This window comes from Eubacterium sp. SB2 (assembly GCF_001244405.1).
GTDB lineage: Bacteria > Bacillota > Clostridia > Lachnospirales > Lachnospiraceae > Faecalicatena > Faecalicatena contortus_B.
The window spans coordinates 852,274-871,744 of sequence record NZ_LN865152.1 but is presented as its reverse complement, the minus strand read 5'-3'; the positions used below and the strand labels follow the sequence as shown (position 1 = coordinate 871,744).

At 47.7% G+C, this 19,471-nt stretch carries 13 protein-coding genes; 6 read left to right on the top strand and 7 right to left on the bottom strand.

The window, feature by feature from the left end; translation table 11 throughout:
* Positions 1-6 precede the first annotated feature (6 nt).
* Positions 7-5,895 carry a LamG-like jellyroll fold domain-containing protein gene (locus tag BN1938_RS11355; protein WP_187376305.1) on the top strand — a complete coding sequence of 1,963 codons (5,889 nt, stop codon included), beginning with the start codon at positions 7-9 and terminating at the stop codon, positions 5,893-5,895.
* Positions 5,896-6,001: 106 nt separating this feature from the next.
* On the opposite strand, the gene BN1938_RS11350 is transcribed toward BN1938_RS11355, so the two are convergent.
* The gene (locus BN1938_RS11350) at positions 6,002-7,687 is read right to left on the bottom strand and encodes an ABC transporter ATP-binding protein (protein WP_050640685.1); all 1,686 of its coding nucleotides are present in this window, start codon (positions 7,685-7,687) and stop codon (positions 6,002-6,004) included.
* Positions 7,688-7,892: 205 nt separating this feature from the next.
* Between BN1938_RS11350 and BN1938_RS11345 the strand changes: the two genes are divergently transcribed.
* The 3 genes from BN1938_RS11345 to xylB all read left to right on the top strand — a co-directional run bounded on the left by BN1938_RS11345 (position 7,893) and on the right by xylB (position 10,959).
* Positions 7,893-8,654, top strand: coding sequence for a DeoR/GlpR family DNA-binding transcription regulator (locus tag BN1938_RS11345; protein WP_025655880.1), 762 nt, complete (start codon positions 7,893-7,895; stop codon positions 8,652-8,654).
* Positions 8,655-8,787: 133 nt separating this feature from the next.
* Positions 8,788-9,459, top strand: a complete 672-nt coding sequence (locus tag BN1938_RS11340) for a fructose-6-phosphate aldolase (RefSeq protein WP_050640684.1) — start codon at positions 8,788-8,790, stop codon at positions 9,457-9,459.
* A 21-nt stretch (positions 9,460-9,480) separates the two neighbouring features.
* Positions 9,481-10,959, top strand: coding sequence for a xylulokinase (gene xylB, locus BN1938_RS11335; protein ID WP_050640683.1), 1,479 nt, complete (start codon positions 9,481-9,483; stop codon positions 10,957-10,959).
* Positions 10,960-11,061: 102 nt separating this feature from the next.
* Here xylB and BN1938_RS11330 read toward each other — a convergent pair whose 3' ends face one another.
* Positions 11,062-11,268, bottom strand: a complete 207-nt coding sequence (locus BN1938_RS11330; RefSeq protein ID WP_050640682.1) for a hypothetical protein — start codon at positions 11,266-11,268, stop codon at positions 11,062-11,064.
* A gap of 2 nt (positions 11,269-11,270) precedes the next feature.
* Positions 11,271-11,705 carry a PIN domain-containing protein gene (locus BN1938_RS11325; RefSeq protein ID WP_197278214.1) on the bottom strand — a complete coding sequence of 145 codons (435 nt, stop codon included), beginning with the start codon at positions 11,703-11,705 and terminating at the stop codon, positions 11,271-11,273.
* A gap of 248 nt (positions 11,706-11,953) precedes the next feature.
* On the opposite strand from BN1938_RS11325, the gene BN1938_RS11320 reads away from it, so the two are divergent.
* Together BN1938_RS11320 and BN1938_RS11310 are read left to right on the top strand one after the other, a co-directional pair.
* Positions 11,954-12,985 carry an ArsR/SmtB family transcription factor gene (locus BN1938_RS11320; protein ID WP_050640680.1) on the top strand — a complete coding sequence of 344 codons (1,032 nt, stop codon included), beginning with the start codon at positions 11,954-11,956 and terminating at the stop codon, positions 12,983-12,985.
* 956 nt (positions 12,986-13,941) lie between these two features.
* Positions 13,942-14,871 carry a DMT family transporter gene (locus BN1938_RS11310; RefSeq protein ID WP_050640678.1) on the top strand — a complete coding sequence of 310 codons (930 nt, stop codon included), beginning with the start codon at positions 13,942-13,944 and terminating at the stop codon, positions 14,869-14,871.
* On the opposite strand, the gene BN1938_RS11305 is transcribed toward BN1938_RS11310, so the two are convergent.
* From BN1938_RS11305 to murF, 4 genes are read right to left on the bottom strand one after another with little or no spacing between them, the layout of a single operon-like run.
* Positions 14,810-16,882 (bottom strand): GGDEF/HDGYP domain-containing response regulator, encoded by a 2,073-nt coding sequence (locus BN1938_RS11305; RefSeq protein ID WP_050640677.1) that lies wholly within the window; start codon positions 16,880-16,882, stop codon positions 14,810-14,812. The genes BN1938_RS11310 and BN1938_RS11305 overlap by 62 nt on opposite strands.
* A 20-nt stretch (positions 16,883-16,902) precedes the next feature.
* A complete protein-coding gene (locus tag BN1938_RS11300) occupies positions 16,903-17,262 on the bottom strand; it encodes an Hpt domain-containing protein (RefSeq protein WP_050640676.1) in 360 nt (119 codons plus the stop codon).
* Between the two features lie 10 nt (positions 17,263-17,272).
* The gene (locus BN1938_RS11295) at positions 17,273-18,088 is read right to left on the bottom strand and encodes a Cof-type HAD-IIB family hydrolase (protein ID WP_050640675.1); all 816 of its coding nucleotides are present in this window, start codon (positions 18,086-18,088) and stop codon (positions 17,273-17,275) included.
* 2 nt (positions 18,089-18,090) lie between these two features.
* On the bottom strand, positions 18,091-19,461 hold the full coding sequence (gene murF / locus BN1938_RS11290; RefSeq protein ID WP_050640674.1) for a UDP-N-acetylmuramoyl-tripeptide--D-alanyl-D-alanine ligase: 1,371 nt from the start codon (positions 19,459-19,461) through the stop codon (positions 18,091-18,093).
* Between the last annotated feature and the right edge of the window lie 10 nt (positions 19,462-19,471).

Genomic DNA, 19,471 nt, shown 5'->3' with positions numbered 1-19,471 from the left:
ATTAAGGTGAAATCAAAGAAAATAAAACGCACGCTGCCCGTGCTGCTTTCGGCTGCACTGCTGTTCTCGTCGTTTAATACGGCGGCTGCCCCGCTGGGGACAGAAGAAGCGGTGGAACCGGCGGCGCTGGTAAACGATGGATTACTGATTGATTTTGATATGGATTCACTGGAAGGAAATTCGATACTGAATAAGGCAGATGGCAAGGCTTATGCGGTTTTGGGAGATAATCCTGCACTGACAGACGGAAAAGACGGACATGGCAAAGCGCTGCTGATGGACGGCAGAACAAATTATGTAAACCTGGGGAAGGATTACCAGGTTACAGAGAATGCTCTTACTATAGCCGCCTGGGTAAAACCGGACTCTGCACATAGCGGTATGATGCGGATCTTCGGAAGAGGGAGAACCGCGGTTACCGGAGAGAAGGAACTTTCACTTTATATGCGGCAGAACGGGGCTTTGGAAGCACAGTGCCCGGAATGGTCCGCATCAGATCCCGGAACAGTAACTATGGATGAGTGGCAGCACGTAGCAGTCACGAATGACGGCACAACACAGAGACTCTATCTGAATGGAGCCGTTGTAAAAGAGGAAACATGTGCGGGGCCGACAGAGGAATGGGATTTGGATCTCTTATTAGGTTCCTGCTGGAATACGGATGCATCGGCAGTATTTTCTGACCATTTGTTCCAGGGGGGAATGGATGATGTAAAACTCTATTCCCGTGCTTTGTCGGAGGAGGAGATTCAAACGCTGGCCGATATTGATAATGGCGGTGGCGGCGGAGAAGGCGGCGGAGAGGACATTGAACTGCCGGACGCGCTTTATGAATTTACCATGGATGAAGTCAAAGACGGAACCGGAGAGCTGGAAGGGCAGAAGGTGATCGTCAATCATGCGGATCAGAAAGAATATCCCATCTACGGAAATTACCGGGTGGACGATTTTGGTATTTACGATAAGTCCATTGAGTTTGACGGAGCCACCACCTATGTTGATATCGGAAGGCCGCCAATACATACGCAGTATACGTTCGAGGCCTGGACGAATATTGATAATTCATCCGCCAATTCCCTGAATAAAATATTCGGCAGGGATAAAACAACGGTGCCGAGAGATGCATTTTATTTTTGTGTAAGGAATAACGGAAATATTGAGGCAGAAATCAGGGATGATGTAAACAACGGCTGGATGGAAGCAGGGGCGGGATCCTATGAGTTTAACAACTGGAATCATCTTGCCCTGACCTGTGACGGAACAGTTTACAGCCTGTATTATAACGGAGAATTGATTGCACAGGAAACCTTTGCGGAAATGGACCTGGACACCAATCCTCTTTCCATGCTGATTGGCTGCGGATACAATAAAGACGGTACAGGTCTGTTTAATGGACATGCCTTTAAAGGAAGAATGGATGATGTACGCATTTATGACAAAGCGCTGACCGCAGAGCAGATTAAAAAGAGTACGGAAGGAATCAAAGACAGTATTCCGCCGGAAGTAGTCAGTATCTCTCCGGCAGAAGGCAGTCTGCTGAGCGTAGAAGGAAAACTCAGCATCGAATATAATATGAGTATTGCACTGGGCAGTGAAAAGCCGCAGATTCTGGACAAGGATCAAAAGCCGGTTCCTGCAGAAGCAGTGGCGGAAGACCACAATGAATCCGTGGAAGGCACAGAAACGCTGGTAGTCTATCCGACTGAAAAGCTGAAAAGCGGTATGAATTATACATATCATATACCGGCAGGCGCAGCGGTGAATGCGCAGGGAACCGTGAATCAGGAAAAAGAGTGGACCTTTTCTGTCTCAACTGACCTGGCTGGTGATTCGGAAAATAGTGATTTAAACTACTGGGCTTCCGGTGATGTCGATGTTCCTTCTTCCATAGAGAAAAAAGAAGGGAAATTGATTCTTTCTAACGGGCTGGTGGAAAGAGTATTTGACATCGGGAAAAATTTCCAGACAATTAGCTATAAGAATCTGTACACTGGACTGGAACTGCTGAATACGGAGGATCTGCAGGCAGATGCGAGCATTACATTAAATAAAGAATATGCGGATAATTCGACGCAGGGCGATCAGTTATTCTACATTGGCGGTGAGAATCAGGATGTTTCTTCCTTCCAGTTTGTTGATTATGAGATTGAAGAGAAAACAGAAGAGCCATTCCACTGGGAATGGGACGAAAGAATCTCTCCGGAATCCATGAAGGATACACAGTGGCCGGCGGCAGGCAAAGCGCTGGTTGTAAACTACAAAGCTCCAAAAGGAATTGACAAGGATTTTGCAGATGTGAAAGTCCAGGTGAGATATGAGATCTACGACGGTATTCCTTCCATCTCCAAGTCCGTACATGTAACCAATGAAGGAAAGAACGACGTAATCGTTGATAAAATGGAAGTGGAAATACTTCCCGTACCTGTCACTCTGAAAGATGCTCTGTATTTAGAGGGAACCATGAACTCCGGCAATGAAAACCATGACCGGAATAATGGGAAAGAGCGCTACAAGCAATGGGAAGATGTAGATGGTACGAATGGAAAAATCATCAGCCGTTATGCGGCTCCCGCGGGTGATAATACGATCGCCGCAGGCATGGGATATGATACCGGGAATATCGGGCCGAATTACCGCCTTGCCAAAGATGAGACTTTCGATTCCTATAAAGTGTACCAGACGTTCTACTCGAACAGTTATTATGAGTGGCAGATGATGGAAGTAAAGAAAATGTACCGGGTGCTGTTTCCACAGACGGCGGATGCCCCATTAATTTACCATATTATCAGCTCCGACGATGCAACGGTCAAGAAGGGAATTGACCAGGCGCACAATGCAGGATTCAATATGGTACTGCTTTCCTTTGGCTCAGGGGTCAATGTGGAAGATACCTCTGCATCCAATATTGCAAAATATAAAGCGCTCTGCGATTATGCCCATGAGAAAGGAATGCTGCTTGGTGCGTATGTGATGCAGGCGGCGCGCGGCGGCAGTGAAAGCTTCAGCGGATGCTGGGGAACCATGCGCTGCATGTGCGGAACGGATGCACATGAAACGCTGGAGAGCACGCTGGAATTCATCGACCAGACAGGGCTGGACTGCCTGGAGGTTGACGGAATCTATCCGGGGGCAATCTGTACGGCCACAAACCACAGCGGACATGAGGGTGTGGAAGATTCCCAGACAAAGCAGTGGGAATACGCAGTACATGATTTTTACAGAGAATTAAGGGCTAGAAATGTATATATCAATTCTCCTGACTGGAACTTTACGGTCGGAGCCAGCATGGCGGTTATGGGCTATCAGGAGCCAGGGTTTAATGTAACGCCATGGAGGCAGCTGATTTACGGCAGGGAAATGGCATATTACGGTACATTTGAGAAAGTTCCGGCGATGGGCTGGACCCTGGTGCCTCTGTCACCATATCAGGGCGGTTCGGATTCTTCCTTCTGGCCGTATGATGAGAAAATTATGGCCTATGATTTTATGATCGGCATGAATATGATGTATGGTATTACAGGTTCCTACCGTGGAGGGAACGGACTGTATCAGGGAGAAGTTTCACAGAATGTAATCGAGACCTGGGGAGAATTCTATAATAAGTATAAGGACATCCTTGGGGAAAGCGTTGTTCACATCGCACCTCCGCTTGCTACTAGCGATACCAGCCTGACTACAGATGCAATAGACGGCATCATCCATGTGGACAGTGACGGAGTGCAGAAAGGGCTGGCGGCCTTCTTCAACCAGACAACGGAGACCGTGACCCAGACCGTAAAAATTCCGCTGTATTATACCGGACTGACAGGCCTTGCATCACCTCCGGCGCCGGTGGAAGGTTCCCATTACCGTGCAAGCGGTGTTTTTGCGGAATTGGTCAAGATGCCTGAAGTACCGGAGATTCCGGAAGTGAATGCTGTTCCTACAGAGAACGAGGCTTATGTATGCATAGGGGATATGAATGGAAAGAAGTATACCATCGACAGCAACGGAAATATCGAAGTCGAGCTGACATTAGAGCCGAATACTTATACATGGCTCACGGTATATGATCCTGAAAATATCCCGGAAGACGCGGCTAAGACCGTTGAAATTCCGGCACCGGATCATGCATCGGTAAAGGAAGCTGCATCGGATCATGCGTCACTAACCTGGGATCCGGTACAGATGGAAGGACGAAATGTAAAGGAATATCATATCTACCGAAACGGGGAATATCTGGATAAGACCTTTACGAATGAGTATGTGGATACCACACTCGCGGCAGAGCAGGAATATGAATATAGTATCATGGCAGTCCATAATTCTGTGGCAGGTAAGGGCGCGGCAGTCAGGGTAAGCACAATGGCTGATGAGACCGCACCGCAGGCTGTATCAGCAAAAGCAGTTTCTAAGAACCAGATTCAAGTTACATTTAACGAATTTACAGAAAAAGAAACCACAGAAAATATCCAGAACTACACAGTAGAAAACGGATCCGTTATTAAGGCGGAGCAGGGAACAGACGGCAAATCCGTCGTTCTGACGATAGAAGGAACGCTGGAAGCGTTTAAAGAGATCAATATATCCGTAAACCACGTGAAAGACCTGGTTGGAAATGAAATGACCGAAGAGAATGTTCTGAAGGTTGTATTCGGATACCTTGGAGAGTATAAATTCGAAGAGGAAGAAGGCAATACGGCCCAAAACAGTAAAGGCGGCATAGAAGGAACGATCCAGGGGGCAGTTGCACGGACAGAAGGTATTGAGGGACAGGGACTTTTACTGGACGGAGCGACTTCTTATCTGGACTTGGGCGATATTCTGAAAGGGAACGGAGAATATACGCTTAACGGCTGGATCAATGTTGAAAATACGGATGGTTCACAGGTCATAGTGGGCCGAGAGCGGGATTCCTATGACAGTTGGAAATGGAAACTGTATATTGAAGATGGTCAGTTGAAATTCAGCATGAATAACGGAAAAGGCGCTTACCCGGGACACGAAGCAGACGGAGAGATCGTGATGCTGCTGGAGAGCGGGCAGAGTGTAGTAGAAGCCGGAAAATGGCAGCAGTTTGCTCTGTCACAAAATGGCGATACTGTTACACTTTATTTAAACGGTGAAGCCGTTGCCGAACAGACCCAGGAAGGCATTTCAAATGCCCTGACACCTTATACCACATGGTTTGGTGCAATGCGGAATAATGCAGGAGGAGAACCTGTTCAGAATCTGAAGGGAATACTGGATGAAGTCACCGTATATAACACAGTATTAAATGGGGATCAGGTAAAAGAGCAGTATAATCTGCACGCGCAGCCCGTAGATCCGGACCCGGACAAACCAAACCCAGACGATCCGGACCCGGACAAACCAAACCCAGACGATCCGGATCCGGACAAACCGGATCCAGACCAGCCAAACCCGGACAAACCAGATCCGGACCAGCCAGATCCAGATAAGCCAGATCCGGATAAACCAAATCCTGATCAGCCGGGATTTGATACATCCATATTATCAGACCTGATTGAGAAAGCAAAGGCAATCAAGAGTGACGGTTATACGCAGGAAAGTTACAATGCACTGCAGGATGCAATTAAAGCGGCAGAGGATGCACTTGGAAAAGTGAAGACAGACGATGAGCTGAACCAGGCTGTTGCTGAGCTGCAGAAAGCGGTCGATGGATTAGTGAAGGAAGGCACAGATCCGGGAAAAGAGCCTGGAGACAAGCCGAACCAGGGCGGTTCCAATTCGAATAAGCCTTCCGGCGGAAGCGGAAATTCCGGCGGAACATCCGCGAAGACAGTAAAGACTGGGGATGAGAGCGGGAATATGATCGCATTGTGGGGAATTTTACTTGCATGCGCAGGAGCCGGAATAGTGATCGTAGTAAGAAAAAAATATAAAAGGCAGTAACTTGAAGGCAGGAAGATTGTAAAAAACAGGGCTGTGCACTTGATTAGTGTACAGCCCTTTATCAGTGTGTACGGCAGCGGTAAAGTCGCAGACAAAGAAAAGTATCCTAAATAAAGTTGATATCTGCAGCTTTAAGGTGAAAAATATCATCGTATCTGTTTTCCAGATCCGGGTTCATATGGTGAGTGATGGTGATGACCGTAAGTTCCTTCTGTTCAAGCAGCCGGCTCTCAATCTCATAAGCGGTCTGCTGGTCCACCGCGGAGGTCCCCTCATCAATGATAAGGATCGGGGTATGGCGGATGAGCGCCCGGGCCACTGCCACACGCTGGCGCTGGCCGCCGGACAGGAGGCTGCCGTTTTCTCCAACAGGAGAGTAGATGCCCTGGCTGAGTCCCGGCAGAAACTGGCTGACACCGCTGTTCTCCAGGGCAGCTTCCAGTTCTTCCTTCAGAAAACACTCTCCCAGGCAGATATTGGTGTAGATATCCGCATCAAACAGGAACACATTCTGATGAATTACAGAGACCAGACGGTTCAGCTCAGACTGCGTGAAATCCGTCACGGACCGCCCGTCATAGCAGATTTCTCCCTGGAAACCTCCGGAATATCCTGTCAAAAGCTTGATTAATGTTGATTTGCCGCAGCCGCTCTCACCCAGAAGGGCATACTTCTTTCCGGCTTCGATGCAAAGATTTAAGTTCTTTAAGACGTCCGGGCCGTCCTGATAATGAAAAGTAACATCATGGCAGACGAGGGAGTCCCGGAAAACAGCAGGTCTTTGGACTGCTGTCTTCTCTGCGTTTCGAGAGGGCTCCGGTCTGGAGGCGGGTGCGCTTGGGATGACAGAGTCCGGCAGCTGCCTGCCCGCCTCTGCATATTGGGCAAGGTGCTCCAGAACGGGTTTCATACTGGAGACCTTGGGAATATTCTGCATCAGCATGACGACCGGGGTTACAAACATGCTGCTCAGCTGGATGAGGGCCAGCAGAGTACCCATGGTTATCTGTCCTTTCAGCAGCAGATATGCAGCGGCGAATACGATAACAATCACGCTTAGAGAAGAGAGGATGTCGGAAATACATTCGTTGACGGCCAGAAGTGTATCCGCAGCAAACTTCTTTTTCGCGGTTTCCTTATTGACAGTGCGATATTTTTTAAATATATAAGAATGCATGCTGTATCCGCGGATGACCTCATATCCGTTCAGGTAATCTTTGGCTTTCGCCGTGAATTCAGCCAATTTTTCCGAGTAGGCATCCTGTCGTTTCTGCATCTGCTTTCCGAGCAGTGCAGGAATCAAAAACATAAGGACCAGGAAAACCAGCAGGATTCCTGTGATAACCGGACTTAGATAGAACAAGATTCCAAGCGTAGTCAGGAACAGGACGACCATCTGGGAACAAAGCATGAGGGGAGTCAGATAATTTTCCTCCACCAGCTTTACGTCATTCACCAGTGCCGAAAGATAATCCGCCGTGTTGCGGGAGGTATATGCGACTGGCTCCTTTGTGATAACTCCGCGGAAAATGTCATCCCGCAGATGACGGGACACATTGCGAAGCAGCAGTTTTCCAAGGAATGCTTCCAGAAATCCCATAATACCAAGGGCTGCCAGATAAATCAGCATGATGATAAACAAATCGGAAAAACCGCTCAGATCTTTCTGTGTAGCCACATCTATGATTTGCTGCAGCAATATGGAAATGAAAGCCGCGAGTGCGGCATTGATTCCTCCGATTAAGACAGCGCCTGCCAAAAGGACGCGGTCTTTTTTCTTAAATAAACTCATAAACAGACTCCTTTATAATATGTAAATTTGACTATACTGAAATATATTTCATGAATATAGAATACACTGGAATTTCAAGAATGTCAAATAGATATTATATAAATCGAATTTACAAAATAAGGTTGACTGATAATTAAAAGCGTAATATAATATATTTACAAACGCAATATAAATATATTTCGTTCGAAAGAAAAGAGGAATCCATATGGGGAAAGTTGAGGAAAGACAGGCAAAGATACTCGAAATATTAAGTGAAAAAGGAAGATGCGAGGTTACGGCAATAGCTGAACATTGCCAGGTTTCTCTTGTGACGGTTCGAAAAGACTTGACAGAGCTGGAAGAGCGTGGACTGCTTCGAAGAGAACAGGGTCATGCCATTCTGAATGATGACAGCGATATGAGACGGCGGCTTGCGGTAAACCATTCTACCAAGCTTCAGCTTGCAAAAGCAGCTGCATCGCTCGTGGCAGACGGAGATACGGTGATGATCGAATCTGGTTCCTGCTGCATTCTTCTGGCAGATGAACTCAGCCGGACAAAGCAGAATGTCACCATCATTACGAACTCCACCTTCATGGCAGAGTACATAGGAAAACGCCCAAACGTGCATCTTGTGCTGCTGGGAGGCGATTATCAGGCGGATTCCCAGTCTGTAGTAGGGCCTGTCACTAAGCTGACGGCTCAGGCTTTCCATGTGAAGCGTTTCTTTGCAGGCACGGACGGATACCGGCCGGGAAGCGGTTTTACCGGGGATAACCATCTGCGTGTGGAGACATTAAAAAATATGGCTGATAATGCAGAAGAGATTGTAATTATTACGGAATCCGCCAAATTTGCCAGACAGGGTATCGTATCTCTGTGCTCTCTTGATGAGGTGCAGTATCTGATCACAGATTCCGGGCTTCCGGATGATGTACTGGATGATCTTGTCGATCATGGCATTCATATCATAAAGGCAACTATATAAACCAACCTTATATACCCTAAGGGCATCTTGGGTACCAGTTCAGGTTCGCCTGAACCGGTGCTATCCCATAGCACATGCCCCACGGGTGGAGCCGCGGTAAATTGCGGAATTTATTAAAAAGGAGATCAATATTATGGAAATCATACTGGACACAGCAAATCTGGAAGACATTCGCAGGTACAACGACATTTATGACATCACGGGAATTACATCCAATCCTACTATACTGGCAAAGGAGAAAGCGGAATTTTTTCCGCTCCTTCTGGAAATCCGCAGCATCATCGGGGAGAAGCAGCTCCATGTGCAGGTGACAGGAAGTACATGTGAGGAGATGCTGAAAGAGGCCGAAGCATTGACAGACAGGCTTGGAAAAGATACCTACATTAAGGTGCCCACTAATGAGGAAGGAATCAAGACGATGAAGGTGCTGAAATCCCGTGGAAACCGTGTGACAGCGACTGCAATCTATATGCCGCAGCAGGCCATGCTGGCAGCATCCGTAGGTGCAGACTATGTGGCGCCATATTTTAACCGTATGAACAATATGAATGTGGACAGTAAAAAAGCAATCGGTGATATGGCATGGCTGTTTGAACACAACCAGATTCAGACGAAGATCGTAGCCGCCAGCTTCAAAAACACACAACAGGTTATGGATGCGCTTATGGCAGGAGCCCAGGCGGTGACGGTATCTCCGGAGCTTTACACACAGATGGTGGAAAATCCGATGATTGATTCTGCAATTGCAGGCTTTGCAGCCGACTGGGAAGCAACCTATGGGGATAAAAGAATTTACGAATTATAAGAAGACAAAGGAGGCATCTACATGGCTCAATATATCATTGCCCATGACCTGGGAACATCGGGGAATAAAGCGACTTTATTCCATATCGACGGCCGCTTCGTAAAAAGCTGTACCATTCCCTATGAAGTGCATTTTTTCGGGAAGAACTGTGCGGAGCAGGATCCTGAGGACTGGTGGGCCGCGGTCTGCCGGGCGACCCAAAATGTAATAGAGGGTATCGAAAAAACGGATGTAATCGCAATTTCTTTTTCCGCGCAGATGCAGGGCTGCCTGTTGGTAGACGGAGAGGGAAAGCCCCTGCGTCCGTCTATTATCTGGGCTGACCAGCGCGCAGTAAAAGAAACGGAACATCTGAACCGCGAGATCGGGTTTGACAGAATGTACGAACTGACAGGCCATCGCCTGAATCCCAGTTATACGCTGGAGAAGATCATGTGGCTGAAGGAACACGAACCCGAGGTATATCAGAAAGCCAGCAGATCACTTCAGGCGAAAGATTATATTCTATTCCGCCTGACAGGCGAGTTTGCCACGGATTATTCGGATGCCTCAGGAACCAATGCCCTGGACCTGGAAAATCTCTGCTGGTCGGAGGAGATTCTGGAAGCCTCCGGTATCCGGCGCAGTCTGCTCCCGGAACTGCACAATTCCACGGACGTGATAGGAAAAGTGACCAAAGAGGCGGCCAAGGCATCGGGATTATGCGAGGGTACTCCCGTTATCTGCGGCGGCGGGGACGGTCCCTGCGCCGCGGTTGGCGCCGGCTGTATTCACGACAACGAACTTTTTGCAACATTTGGGACATCGGCCTGGATCGGCGGAACAACAAAAGAAAAATTCCTGGATGAAGAGAAGATTTTCTTCTGCTTTGCGAATATCATCCCAGGAAAATATATGCCCTGCGGAGCCATGCAGGCGGCCGGAAGTTCGTATTCTTACATACGCGGGCTTTTAGAACCGGGGAGACCATATAGCGAGCTGAACGCCATGATCGAAAAGTCCCCTGCCGGGGCAAAAGAACTGCTTTTCCTTCCGTATATGCTGGGCGAGCGCTGTCCCCGCTGGAATGAAGAGACGAGCGGGGCGTTTCTCGGCATCAAGATGCACCATACAAAAGAGGACTATATCCGTGCGGTAATTGAGGGTGTGGCATATAACCTGGAACTGATCCTGGCTGCCTACCGGAAATACCTGTCTGTCGACTCGCTGATCCTGACGGGCGGAGGAGCCAAAGGGGATGTCGTGTGTCAGATACTTTCGGATGTATTTGAGGCAAAGCTTCGGACCCCGGACCACGTGGAGGAGGCAACCTCCATAGCCGCAGCCGTAACGGCAGGCGTGGGGGCAGGTGTTTACCACAGCTTTGAAGAGATCACCCGCTTCCTTAAAATTCAGAAAGAATATACCCCGAATACGGACAATGAAGCAGTCTACCACAAGATGAAAAAAATATTTGATGCCAGCTATTATGCCCTGGAATCTGTATACAAAATGTTCTGAGCGGGGAATTGGCGGCATGGGAGCGCAAATCCGCCCGCAGGGCATGGATTACGTGCCTTTCGGATAACTATAAAAGCTCTGGATAAACCAGAGCTTTTATAGTTATTCCGTCTGCATTTTTGAGTATTCTTGCGCTTTTTTACTTAACTGCCTGACTCCTAAACCATCATTAAGGTTCGCTTCTCTCCATTTCGTATAATCAAACGGCTCCTTATTCATTAATACAATAAACCGTTCTGCATCAACATATCCCAGATTAGAAATCAAAGCATCCATTCCTTCCTGTTTTACAATTGCATCTGTACGCATAATTATTCCTCCATTTCATTTACAAATATAACCGGGTTCAGAATTTTTATTTCAGGTATTGGGGTATTTATCAATTTTTTATCAGTAGTCAGGTAATAGTCACAATTTGCTGAAACTGCACAAGCAAGGTGGAGAGCATCATATGTTTTAATTCCCTTTTCACTAAGTGATTCTGCAAAAATCAGGATTTCTTCAGATTCCTCGGAGATACACTCTGAAGCTATCTTCCTCCAGGGGCTGATAGCTCGTCGTTTTTCTTCATAAGGATTACGTCCATTTTCGTAGTCTAAAATGTAAGACCATACTAAACCATATAAACCATCCTTTATTTTTGCCTGAATATATAGTTTTGCTTGTGTTTCTAAATGTATTTTAATCTGTGTTTGGTCATCAAAAGGGCGATTGAAGCAACAATTATCTAAATAAATCTTAACCAATATTATCACACTCCATCTAAATAATTTACCTGATGTCATAAGAACTAATCTATATCAATTATTAATTTGTGTAATGCATTTATAGATTTTAATTGTATCTACAGTATAAGGTAAAAATCATCTATATTCAAGCATTTAAAACGCCAAGTTTCTTTTAATAACGTATTTGGCAGTTATTCTTCTGAGCTTGCACTTTGCGTTCCTTGTATGCTATTCTATATTCATGAAATTAAGAACGGGGGAATTTTATGAGTATCGAGATTTATAACGAACTAGATCCGGTATTTGAAATACTGGGGCTTCTTACCATTGCACATGGCGGAGACTGGAAGACAGATGTCATAAAAGCGATGGATGATTATGGGATAGACGGCGAAACATTTTATAATAAACATTTAAAGACAGTGGAAAAATATATAGAAACTTTTCAAAAGTATAAGGTAGAGACGCCTTCCGAGGATTTTTTCTTCCAGAACGCATCGCAGGAATTATTTATGATGGTTCTCACCATGGCAGTAGAGAACCGGAAGTACCTGGAGGGAGAGGAGCAGTTAGATCCCATGAAGCTCAGAAGTTTTATCGCATTTTACATCACCGATACGGTAGAGCATGCCCAGCTGCCTGAGATAAAAGATATGCCCCAGCTGCCCGATGAAAAGTCTATGCTGGAATTTTTGGACAGTGCGGATCTGAAGAGCGAAGAAAAATGGTATGTGCTGGATCTTCTGCGAAGACCCGACTACTGGTTTTCACAGCTGTTTGAGACCATACGCCTCAATATGCCCGCATTCGAGAAAGCCCGTGCAAGCGTTGCAAAGCCACTGGAAAAGCAGCTAAAACGTCTTGCTAAATATGAGAATAACGGATTCCTGAAGCTTGTCAACACATGCGGTGACAATCCCATCGTTTACCCAACCCTTGTATTTCCAATGATTCAGATCGTGCTGTATTCTCACTGCTACGAGGGCATACTGAATGAAGAATTAGAGAAAAACGAGTCGGCATCGATCAGCATAAAAGAGGAAGTTATCCGTCAGTCAAAATCCCTCGCTGACAAGAGTAAGCTGGACATCCTGTGTTCCCTGAAAGAATCCAGCAAATACAATTTAGAACTGGCCGAAGCACTGGATCTTTCCCCGTCCACCACCTCACACCATATGAGCATCCTAATGAGCAGCGGCCTCGTAACCGTTCAGAAAAAAGATGGAAAAGTATACTACTGCCTGCAGGAAGAAAACATAGAAAAATACATCCAGTCCCTAAAAAAACTGCTACTATAGGGGGGGACGCCTGCGTGGATCGGGAGTGAGGGCTTCTCAGGGGACACATCCGGTGATTTCAGGGGCGCCATTTGCGAAGAAACCGTAACATCAAATCGGAAGCCCCGCATGGAACCGACGACATTCACCGTGAAATTCTGATGAATTTCACGGCTCAGGTCGTCTCGGAATTTGCTTTGGAGAGCAAATTCCGCCCATGCGGGGCTTCCGATTTGATGCAACGGTTTCTAACGCGCATTCTAAGCCCCTGAAATCACCGGATGTGTCCCCTGAGAAGCCCTCACTCCCGATCCACACAGGCTGGTGCATCCCGGCGGGAGACGAGGTCAGAACGGGGAGGGGCAAGGCGTAGCTGTCTTGGCCCCAGAAGCCATTATAAAAACTAACTACAAAAATTAGCCACTAAAACTGGCTGGGGATATTGTGATGCACCAGTTCAGCTCAATCCGCTGCCCCCGTCCGGAATTCCCACCCTGGCAGCGTGCAGTTCTGCCTTGATGCACCCAGCCGCGGGGGATTCGGAGATGGGGGGCGGCGGGGCGTCAAGAAGAATGGGATAAGCGCCTTCAATAAAATCTCCGGTGAAACAGGGACCGATTCCCGAACCACAAGTTCGGGAATCGAGCGAACCCGCAGGAAAAAGCCATCAAGGCTTTTTCTGAGTGTTCGCGCGTCCCCTGTTTCACCGGAGATTTTATTTAGGCGCTTACCCATTATTCGCCCGCCCCGCCGCCCCCCATCTCCGAATCCCCCGCGGCGTCCCCCCCTGTTTCACCGGAGATTTTATTTAGGCGCTTACCCATTATTCGCCCGCCCCGCCGCCCCCCATCTCCGAATCCCCCGCGGCGTCCCATCAAGTCGAATTCCCCCGCCGCCCCCCAAAATTCCGTCTGGTAATATGTGGTGGGGGGTGCTATACTTTACCATGTATTATTTTGTTGAAAAGGATGAGAATGATGAGGAATCAGAAGTTTAAGAATAATGTGATGCTTGTGCTGACTGCTCTGATCTGGGGGAGCGCTTTTGTGGCTCAGAGTGTGGGGATGGATTATATTGGGCCGTTTACGTTTAACTCTCTGCGGTGTTTTTTGGGCGGGATTGTGCTGCTTCCTGTTATCTGGGTTATGGGCAGGAAGAAAAAGACGGAGCAGGCAGGGGGACAGGGGAACGCCGTGAATAAGAGCGGTAAGACGCTCTGGATCGGGGGCCTGTTCTGTGGGCTTGCGCTTGCGGTGGCGAGTTCGCTGCAGCAGATTGGGCTTGTGTATACGAGCGCCGGGAAGGCAGGGTTTATTACGGCCCTGTATATTTTGATTGTACCTGTTCTTGGGCTTTTTCTGGGCCGGCGGGCCGGGGGGAAGACCTGGGCAGGGGTTGGACTGGCTGTTGTGGGGATGTATTTCTTGTGTATGAAAGAGGGATTCTCCATAGCTTATGGAGATGTTCTGATGATCATCTGCGCTTTTGTTTTTTCGTTACATATTTTGATTATTGATTATTTTTCTCCGAAAGTGGATGGCGTGAAGCTCTCCTGCATACAGTTTTTTATCTGCGGGATTCTCTGCGCGGTGCCGATGTTTGCCAGCGAGAAGCCGGCCCTGGGGAGTATTCTGGATGCATATCTGCCGCTTCTCTATGCGGGGGTTCTCTCCTGCGGTGTTGCTTATACGCTGCAGATCATTGCACAAAAAAATACGGACCCCACGGTGGCTTCGCTTATACTAAGCCTGGAATCCGTATTTGCCGCGCTTACCGGCTGGCTGATTATACAGGAAACACTTTCTGCGAAAGAGCTGTTTGGGTGTGCCCTGGTGTTTGCCGCAATTATTCTGGCACAGCTTCCGGAGAAAAACCCTGTGTGGAAAGAGAATCATGATAACGGGTAAAACAATTTTTCCCTCTGCGTTTTGATGTCTCCAGGGCCTGCCTGGTATGCCGGAAGAGTTCTTCGTATGTAGTCCCATCCTGAGGATACATGGCGGCTCCCATGCTGACCGTGTATTCGGAGTCTTTATACTTCTGCGTCAGAGCCTTCGTAAGAGAGGCGCAGTATGGCTGGACAAATTCTTCTGAAAAGAGTTCGCTGAAATACATCAGGAACCTGTCTCCGCCGATCCGTGAGCAGATATCCATTTTACGGATATTGTTTTCGGAAAGACGGGCGATATGCTTTAAGATCTGATCCCCGAATAAGTGCCCGTTTTTCTCGTTCAGTCTTTTGAAGTTATCCAGGTCAAACATGATCATGAGGCCGGTTGTATGCGGATTATTGGTTATGTTCTGTGTTATAATTTTCTGCGCAGTTGTCTGTGTGTACAGATTTGTCAGAGCGTCCCGGTGGGGGAGCTCCTGCACCTGCCGTTCTTTTCCGTTCCGGGACAGCGCTATCCTTCCGACACAGCTGTACAGCTCTTCATTCCCTTCATTATCAGCCCAAAGCGTCCGGCCCATGAATTCATACCATTCCTGCGTCCCGCTAATGGTGGTCAGCAGCATTCTTTTCTGAAATACAGGAGAGGAGGGGGTGGTAGACTCTATACGTTCCATCAGTTCCTGAAAATCATTTTCCGCAAGGACCCCATATAACCGGCTCTTTTTGACAAAATCTGTTATGATAGAGGGAAAATTAAATTCTTCCTGACACTTCTCTGAGAACAAGACCGTGTCCGTACTGAAATCATATTCGAATAAAACATCTTCTGATAAGGATGCGATAAACTGATATTTGGTCCGCTCCTGTTCCAGGAGAAACAGCGTGCGGTCGGACAGCTTGACACCCTTTTTCTGAAATAGTTCCTTTGAGAGCTGGTTGATATTGAACACGTGTACGGGATCCTGGCTTCGAAGGCTGACTGCATGCTCCAGATAGGTATCGACCGCTTTGAGGCAGTCAATCAGCTTGCTGTTAAACATGCCGCATTCTCCGTTCAGGATCATCTGCATGGCCTGTTTATGAGTATAGGGAGGTTTGTATACACGTTCGCTCACCAGTGCATCATAGACATCCGCGAGGGAAACAATCTGTGCAGCGATCGGAATCGCATCCCCTTTCAGGTGGTCAGGGTATCCATTACCGTCCCAGCGTTCGTGATGCCAGCGGCAGATCTGCCTTGCATATTTTACCAGTTCCTCATTGCTGCCAAAACGCAGTTCATTGAGCATCTGCTCTCCGCGTGCGGAGTGGGTTTTCATGACTTCGAACTCTTCAGCAGTGAGTTTGCCGGGTTTATTCAGGATCTCTTCCGGAATCTCGATTTTACCGATATCGTGCAGTGCGGCTGCGTTGGAGATCAGCGCAATATGGGATTCATCCATCGCATACTCTGGATAACGTTTCCGCAGCGCTTCCAGAAGTATCTCGGTTATAATGCGTATGCGGATGACGTGGAGCCCGGATTCCCCGTTACGGAATTCGACGATTGTACTGAGGATATTGATCATAAGGGCGTTGTTGCTCTCTTTCTCAATCACCTGCTCCTTTACGAGACCTTCCAGCTCCTTTTGTTTCGAGTAAAGGATGATGGTATTTTTTACACGCTGAAGGACGATATTCGAGTCAAAGGGGCGGCTGATATAATCCACAACACCGTATTCGTAACCCTTTTCAATATATTCCCTGGAACTTTCCGATGAAATAATGACTACAGGGATCGTCTCGTGCCAGTGGTTCTTCTGCATGATGGTCAGGACATCAAATCCTGACATTTTTGGCATTAAAATATCGAGCAGAATCAGGGAAATGGAAGCGTCATTCTTTTTCAGAATCTCAATCGCCTCTGTCCCATCTGCTGCCTCAATGATATTGTAATCCTCCTGCAGTATATCAGACAGGACGGCCCGGTTCAGTTCCGCATCATCTACGATTAAAATGGTTTTCTTTTGTTCTGTGCTTGTCATTCACTTGCTCCTTAGGCTTATCAGAACCTGGCCAGCAGATCCCGGACAGTTTCATATTCCTTCACGATATCCGCATATTTCTCTTTTACCACTGAGCTGTCCGCCTCCCCGGGGGACAAGGTCCTCAGGTACTCTGTCAAAGAAGAGGATGCGGCCGTAAGAGGGGGCAGTTCCAGGTTAAGCGCCATTCCTTTGATGGTATGAGCAGCTCGGAATATCTCTTCATGATCGTTGGATTCCACTGCATGCTGCAGAGTTTCAAAAACCGGATCTTTCAGAAGAAGATGCAGGTATTTATCGATCAGAGATTCTCTGCGCAGTCTCTGTAAAACGACTTGATAATCGGCGCCAATATTTTCATAAAATGTTTGTAATTCCATTTGATCGGCCTCATTTTTCTTTCATAAATTTTTCTATTACATGAAGGATCCCGTCATCATCGTTGGAGCGGGTAATAAAGTCGGCGGTATCCTTTACGACACTCTGGGCATTTTCCATGGCTACGCCAAGACCGGCATATTCAATCATGGATACATCGTTATAACCGTCCCCGCAGCAGATCATCTGGTCTGCAGTCAATCCGATGCTGTTCAGCAGCTTCTGCAGGGAATAGGCCTTGTCGATCTTCTTGGGCATAATCTCCAGAAAGAAGGGCTCGGAACGGTATATGTTAAGGAACGTGTGAAAACGCTTTTTCAGAACTTCCATCATCTTTTCCATGATGTCAGGGTCCCCGGCAGCCAACAGCTTATTAACCGGGAAATTCAGGTGTTCGACAAATTCAGGGATCTCTGCCACGGGCATTTTGTTAAGAAAGGATTCCTGCTTTGTGTACTTGTTGACTGCGATTCCGGACAGTATATGGCTGTCGTTATACGACAAAAGGTCCACACCTGGAAATGAAGCCGCAATATCATAGACAACAGGTATAATTTCCGGAGGGAGCGTTTTGTTGTAAATATCAGTTCCGTCGGAGCATCGGGTGATGCGTGCCCCATTAAAGGAAAGTATATAACTGCCGAACCGATCCAGATACAGTTTCTTTGCCAGCGGAAGGACTCCGAATATGGGACGTCCACTGGCCAGAACCACCTTTTTTCCCTCTCTTTGGATTTCGATCAGGGCGTTTCTTGTGGAGTCCGTAATTTCTTTTCTGGAATTAGTCAATGTGCCGTCCAGATCCAGCACGAGCATTTGATATTCCATCTTTACCTCTTTTTTAATACGTCGACAATCTCCGGAAACTCCATTGCATGGGAGGCTTTTACCAGAATTGTATCGTTTGTGTTTATCAGGGGATCTATATTTTCCAGAAATTCGGCCTTTGTTTCATAATAATGCACGTGCATTTCCGGATTTACTCCTATTGCTCCGCGGGCGATGTCCTCTGCAAGGGAGCCAATGCAGATCAGCTCGTCTATGCCGGCATCTGCGGCGAATGCTCCCGTCTCACGGTGCATCTCATGTTCTTTAGGGCCAAGCTCAAACATATCGCCAAGGATCGCGACGGTGCGTCCGCCAGCCTTACTCAGGACATCCAGGGAAGCCTTCATGGAGGCCGGGTTGGCATTGTAACAGTCATCGATGATTGTTAGATTGTCTGTCTCAATCAGATGGTTCCGCCCGGCCAAAGGCGCCAGGGATTCGATTCCCTGCCGGATTTCCTCATCATTCATGCCCATAACCCGTCCGACGGCAATGCCGGCCAGTGCATTATATACCATATGCGCCCCGGGGATAGAAATATGTGCGCGGAATTCGGAATCAGGCGTGTGGAAGCGTGCAGCCGTACCCTTTAATCCCAGGTTCTCTATCTCGTCTGCATAGTATGCCAAATCCGGGTCCAGGCCAAAGAAAACAGGCTCAATATGGTTGGCAGGCTTAACGGATGCCAGCATATCATCGTCCCCATTGAGTATAATATCCCCTTCCGGATTCATATAGAAAAACATTTCCGTTTTGGCTTTTAATATGCCTTCCCGGGACTTCAGCTGCTCCAGGTGGGCACAGCCGATATTGGTCAGGACGCAGACATCCGGGCGCGCGATTTTTGCAAGACGTTCCATCTCGCCAAAATCGCTGATGCCCATTTCCAGAACGGCCGTCTCATGTTCTTCCCGGATGTTAAAGATTGTGAGAGGCAGTCCGATCTCATTGTTGAAATTGCCCTCGGTTTTCAGGACGCTGTATTTTTGTGCCAGTACGGAGGCAATCATCTCTTTTGTACTTGTCTTGCCCACACTGCCGGAGATACCCACCACTTTCAGGCGGAGGGAGCGGCGGTAGTGCTCTGCAATATCCTTCAGGGCCTGCGCGCAGGAATTTACCATGATATAGGGGTAGGATGCGCTCTCGATTCTTTTTTCTGAAACGGCGCACAGCGCTCCGTCCTGAATGGACTGGGGGATGAACATATGGCCGTCCACACGGGCGCCGCGAAGCGCAATGAACAGACAGTCTTTTTGGATCCTGCGGCTGTCAATGGTAACGGATGTGACCTGTTTGTAATAGCTTTCCTCGTCTCCGTAATAGATTCCGCCGCATGCAACGGCAATTTCCTTCAATGTCATATTTTTCATCGTTCGTACC

Bases quoted from the DNA above. Each gene is read 5' to 3' on its own strand.
- BN1938_RS11350 (WP_050640685.1), bottom strand. From the start codon at position 7,687: ATGAGTTTATTTAAGAAAAAAGACCGCGTCCTTTTGGCAGGCGCTGTC.
- BN1938_RS11345 (WP_025655880.1), top strand. From the start codon at position 7,893: ATGGGGAAAGTTGAGGAAAGACAGGCAAAGATACTCGAAATATTAAGT.
- BN1938_RS11340 (WP_050640684.1), top strand. From the start codon at position 8,788: ATGGAAATCATACTGGACACAGCAAATCTGGAAGACATTCGCAGGTAC.
- xylB (WP_050640683.1), top strand. From the start codon at position 9,481: ATGGCTCAATATATCATTGCCCATGACCTGGGAACATCGGGGAATAAA.
- BN1938_RS11330 (WP_050640682.1), bottom strand. From the start codon at position 11,268: ATGCGTACAGATGCAATTGTAAAACAGGAAGGAATGGATGCTTTGATT.
- BN1938_RS11320 (WP_050640680.1), top strand. From the start codon at position 11,954: ATGAGTATCGAGATTTATAACGAACTAGATCCGGTATTTGAAATACTG.
- BN1938_RS11310 (WP_050640678.1), top strand. From the start codon at position 13,942: ATGAGGAATCAGAAGTTTAAGAATAATGTGATGCTTGTGCTGACTGCT.
- BN1938_RS11305 (WP_050640677.1), bottom strand. From the start codon at position 16,882: ATGACAAGCACAGAACAAAAGAAAACCATTTTAATCGTAGATGATGCG.
- BN1938_RS11300 (WP_050640676.1), bottom strand. From the start codon at position 17,262: ATGGAATTACAAACATTTTATGAAAATATTGGCGCCGATTATCAAGTC.
- BN1938_RS11295 (WP_050640675.1), bottom strand. From the start codon at position 18,088: ATGGAATATCAAATGCTCGTGCTGGATCTGGACGGCACATTGACTAAT.
- murF (WP_050640674.1), bottom strand. From the start codon at position 19,461: ATGAAAAATATGACATTGAAGGAAATTGCCGTTGCATGCGGCGGAATC.